We start from the raw sequence: 4,397 nt of genomic DNA, 5'->3' as shown, positions 1-4,397 counted from the left end.
CTTATCTAGGACAGCCCCTATAACGTGCTTCTCAGGTGACGACATCAGCGTTTTTTAGGGTACGTCATTATCAGTTTCAATAGGACAGAGAGTCGATTGTTTAATACACCCTGATACTAAAGATTGATAATAAGCACTGTCTTGTATAGCTTAGCGAATTTTTTAGTTTTCAAAGAAATACCCAGGTAGCTTGGGCAATATTGGGGTTTGAAATGGGAGTATTTATTTGAGCTGGCAACTCTACCTGTGAAAAAGGAGTTAGTCGTTGATGTCATGTCAAAGATTGATTATGAGCATGATCAGATTGAAGGCATTTGGTTGAAAAACGATGGAGCCATTAGCTTATCGAATGGAGCCATTAGCTTATCGAATAATGATGACTTTAATATCATTGATGAAAATAAGAATGTAGAACAGAAATACTTAGATATTAATAAAACAATCGAAGATACTAATAGTCTTTATATGATCGAACCTAAATCATGTGAAGAAAAAATAGCTAAGCTGGTGGTAGTTTTCAGAATATCAAAGCAGCCCAAAATTTTTTGTGTCAAGGATAGCACTTGTCCATACAGGTTGATAAAACGCTGCCAGTAGCAAACCAACGACTGCCGCATTGATGATTCCTAGAGACTTTAGAAAATTGCGAATAGTTATAGTAAACAATGATAGTTCGATTAACTCGTTTTGCTTGAAAGTATAGCGCACATTACTGTTTCGGATAAGGCGTAATATACTGCAGTTATTCGGTCTAAGCGTATGCTAAAGTCGACTCTAAATAAGAAATAGCGCCCAAAATAGGCGCTATTTTTTTATTATGCTGAACAATGATTTTCAACGATAGTATAGATAGAGTTCGTTGGTAAAATAATTCATTGTTCTCATATATATCGAATACCGTGTATTATCTTAATCATGCGCGGCTTGCCACGCACCCATTGAACCTAGGTAAATATCAATATGCTCAAAACCACGACTGGCAAGCCATCCTGCCGCTATCGTCGCTCGTGCACCGCTGGCACACATCAACGTATAGTGACGATTCTGATCAAGCTCATGCCAACGCTCGTTGAGATGTCCGACATAGATGTGATTTGACCCTTCAATTGCATTGGCATTTCGTTCATCAATATCGCGTACATCAAGCAATGTCCAATTCTCAGCTTCGGTTAAACGGTCTTCAACTTCAGACGTATTGATCATAGGTGTTTGTTGCATCTGCTCACCCTTAGCAGCAGCAGGAACGACACCGACATAGCCACCCACCACATTGTCGAGGGCAATTCGTACCAGATGCGCCATCGCAGTGGCAAGCTGCTCTTCATCAGACGCAATTAATGCCAAACTTTGTCCTTCTTCAATAAACCACCCAGCAAATGCAGGAAGCATATTTACAGGTAGACTCATAGACCCATGCAGGTGACCTGAGGCATAAGCCATTGGTTCACGAATATCGATAAGATGATCAGCACCGCAGCTATTGAGTTGATCGAGCGAAAGATTACGAGGGCGCATAACGACTGGTGGGGCTTCACCACCTTCCATATTTAGTCGCTCCATTAACCTAAAGTAAGGTGGTTGGTAATGGTTTTCGCTCACTTTAAAATCAATAAAGTCATCACGGTCTGTAATTTGTAAACGCGGATTGTTCAATCTTTCGTGGCCGACGGTAGAGAACTCACGCTCTGCCATCCCTGAGCCACAGACTGACCCAGCACCGTGAGCAGGATAAATAATGGCTTGATCGCCAAGCGCTAAAATATCTTGTAGTGAATCATAAAGCAGGCCTGCCACTTCTTCGCGGCGATCAGGATAGAAGTCAGTACGCCCAACATCTCCCACAAATAGCGCGTCGCCAGTAAAGACACCAACCGCTTTTTCTGGGTAGGCGGTATCAAATAGAGCATAAGCAAGGTGGTCATCAGTATGGCCGGGCGTTTCTAATACGCGAATTTCAAGTTGACCAATAGTAAAGCAATCACCATTACGCGCCGTCTTAGCATAGACAACCGGTCGCTCTGAATTGGGACCATGTAATACAGTGGCTCCTGTCATTTCTGCCAAAATTGGTGCACCAGAGACCAAGTCTTCATTACGATGAGTCTCAAAAATATGAGTGATCCGAAGTCCTGCTGCGCGTGCCTTTTCTACATATATCGCGCAGTCACGACGCGGGTCTATCACCGCAGCTTGACCACCAGAACCCACTAAATAAGAGAGGTGTGAAAGACCAGGTGTTTTAATCTTTTCCAAAAGCATCATTGTATCCTTATTATTATAATTTAAATCAGACGGCTACTTTCTATAGCGAGCTATCATTAATTAGCTCAATAGCAAAGAGCTATGTGAACTTTTTAAAAGTACCATATTATTTTAATGGTTATCAATATACAATAACATATATTAACCTAGTAAACTCGTAAGTGCTTATATTAGATTAGCAAGTACCATTTCATTATGATTCTCATCTGTCCCAAATTGCTTGTCTCTTAAAGGTAGGTAGTAGTTTTGCAAAAGCAAGTTATTGTCACTCTATCCATCCACCCTTTATGCTACAGTCTGAAAATCTTTATCAATATACTCTTTGGAATAATATTACATTGGCTAAAATCATATTTGTATATGTAATATTTAATTGGATCATGTTTTTATCAAACCAAATAGGATGGTCTTCGTGAAACTACCTTTGATTAAATTTGCCAGCTTAATCGGTATTGTATCTTTAACAACCACTGCCTGTGCTCAGCCTAATGAAGGGGCCACTAGCAACCGGACAACAAGTCAAAGTATAGAAAATGTAGAAGTGTCTGACACGATGACTCAGTCCTTGGACAGTTATTTGCGCCAAGTGCTCACGCAAGCAGGTATCAAAACGCAGATTACTTCTATTGCGCCCTCAAACTTGCCCAATATGTATCAGGTCAATTTGGCAGGACAAGCGCCATTACATATCACTGAAGACGGTAAATATGTTATTCAAGGCGAGCTGCAAAATAACCCAAGCAAGCAGGTAGTGACCAAAACATTGCCACGCAGTAATAAAGAGCAAATAGGTCAACCAGTCAGTACAGCCATCAAATCAGCAATGCTTGCCAACATGAGTGCGCTCAAAAATATGAGTACCAAAACACCACTTTTTTATACTGCTGTACCAGGTGTAATTTGGGGTGCTACTTTAGAGGGCGTACCATTTTTGCTCTCAGATGATGCGCAATATATTACCGATGGTGAGATATCTGTGATAGAAAATGGTCAGTTCGTGGGTCTGGATACAGAATTTGAGCAACGAAAAAATCAGTCAGTATTGGCGTCTTTGGACGATAAACAGCTGATTCGTTACCCCGCCACCAGTACCGAGAAAGCGGTGATATATGTGGCTGACGACGTCAACTGCCCGTATTGCCGCCGATTGCATCAGCAGATGCCCATGCTCAATGCAAAAGGCGTGACAATCAACGTGATTGGTTATCCGATATATGAGCAGTCACCCGCACAAATGCGAGGTATTTGGTGTCAAACTGATGAAAAAAGTCGTCGGCAGGCATTCGATAAGGCGATGCTACAAGGTGAGATGACACCTACACCAGCAAGCTGCACCGCCGACCACGTGACGCCCAATCGCGAAAAAGCCGCTGGACTGGCAGTGATAGCAACGCCTGCCATTTACCGTGAAGACGGCGTACTATATCAAGCAAGTTTTGAGAGTCCTGAGTTTCTAGATTTTTTGGGTGTAGAGTAATCAGCTATTTAGACTAGAACTCTCCTAACGGATAAAAAATAAACCGCCCTGTGCACAATGGTCACAAGGCGGTTTTTGATTGTGTTAATAAATGCTTAAGGCAGTACGATATCAACGATCTTTCAGTTGAACAGATTGTCGCACTTTACCTCCATGATAAGTATTAGCTTTTAGCTTCTAGCTTCTAGCTTCTAGCTTCTAGCTTCTAGCTTCTAGCTTCTAGCTTCTAGCTTCTAGCTTCTAGCTTCTAGCTTCTAGCTTCTAGCTTCTAGCTTCTAGCTTCTAGCTTCTAGCTTCTAGCTTCTAGCTTCTAGCTTAATCATTGATGTCGAATCAATTTATACAATAGACCTCTTGCAAAAGTCATAGTCTAAGCTCGGAATTAATGATACCAGCAAACAGCTTCATTCTAAGATCATAGCGCTGACGACGGTTGCGATATTTATGAGCCACGATTTTGAACAACTTGATTAAGCCTATTTTGTGCTCAACCACAATACGGAACTTTGCCAGATAGTGATTGGCCTGTTTGCATATCTCCAATAACTGACCACCACGAGGTTTCTTAAATGGTGTGAAGGTTTGCTTATGTAGATTTGCTATACCCTGATAACCACTGTCTGCTAGATAGTTAGTATTCTCAGGCAACCAATCAGGA

The 4,397-nt window shown here is 41.6% G+C and carries 4 protein-coding genes; 2 read left to right on the top strand and 2 right to left on the bottom strand.

What is annotated here, in order from left to right; all coding sequences use genetic code 11:
- Nucleotides 1–207 precede the first annotated feature (207 nt).
- A complete protein-coding gene (locus BLR43_RS13695; protein ID WP_167669423.1) occupies nt 208–597 on the top strand; it encodes a hypothetical protein in 390 nt (129 codons plus the stop codon).
- Nucleotides 598–909: 312 nt separating this feature from the next.
- Here the strand turns inward: BLR43_RS13695 and BLR43_RS13270 are convergent, their stop codons facing one another.
- Nucleotides 910–2,259 (bottom strand): MBL fold metallo-hydrolase, encoded by a 1,350-nt coding sequence (locus BLR43_RS13270; RefSeq protein ID WP_093071458.1) that lies wholly within the window; start codon nt 2,257–2,259, stop codon nt 910–912.
- Between the two features lie 415 nt (nt 2,260–2,674).
- Here BLR43_RS13270 and BLR43_RS13265 point away from each other — a divergent pair, with 415 nt between their 5' ends.
- Nucleotides 2,675–3,739, top strand: coding sequence for a disulfide isomerase DsbC N-terminal domain-containing protein (locus BLR43_RS13265; protein ID WP_093071457.1), 1,065 nt, complete (start codon nt 2,675–2,677; stop codon nt 3,737–3,739).
- 363 nt (nt 3,740–4,102) lie between these two features.
- Here BLR43_RS13265 and BLR43_RS13260 read toward each other — a convergent pair.
- Nucleotides 4,103–4,397, bottom strand: a 295-nt coding sequence (locus BLR43_RS13260; RefSeq protein ID WP_143007462.1) for a transposase family protein, incomplete at its 5' end; no start/stop codon positions are given.

The organism is Psychrobacter pacificensis, assembly GCF_900101915.1.
Lineage (GTDB): Bacteria > Pseudomonadota > Gammaproteobacteria > Pseudomonadales > Moraxellaceae > Psychrobacter > Psychrobacter pacificensis.
Note: the sequence above shows the minus strand (reverse complement) of the source record. Positions and strands in the feature narration are given on the sequence as shown.

Coding starts and splice junctions, on each gene's coding strand:
- BLR43_RS13270 (WP_093071458.1), bottom strand. CDS start 2,259: ATGCTTTTGGAAAAGATTAAAACACCTGGTCTTTCACACCTCTCTTAT.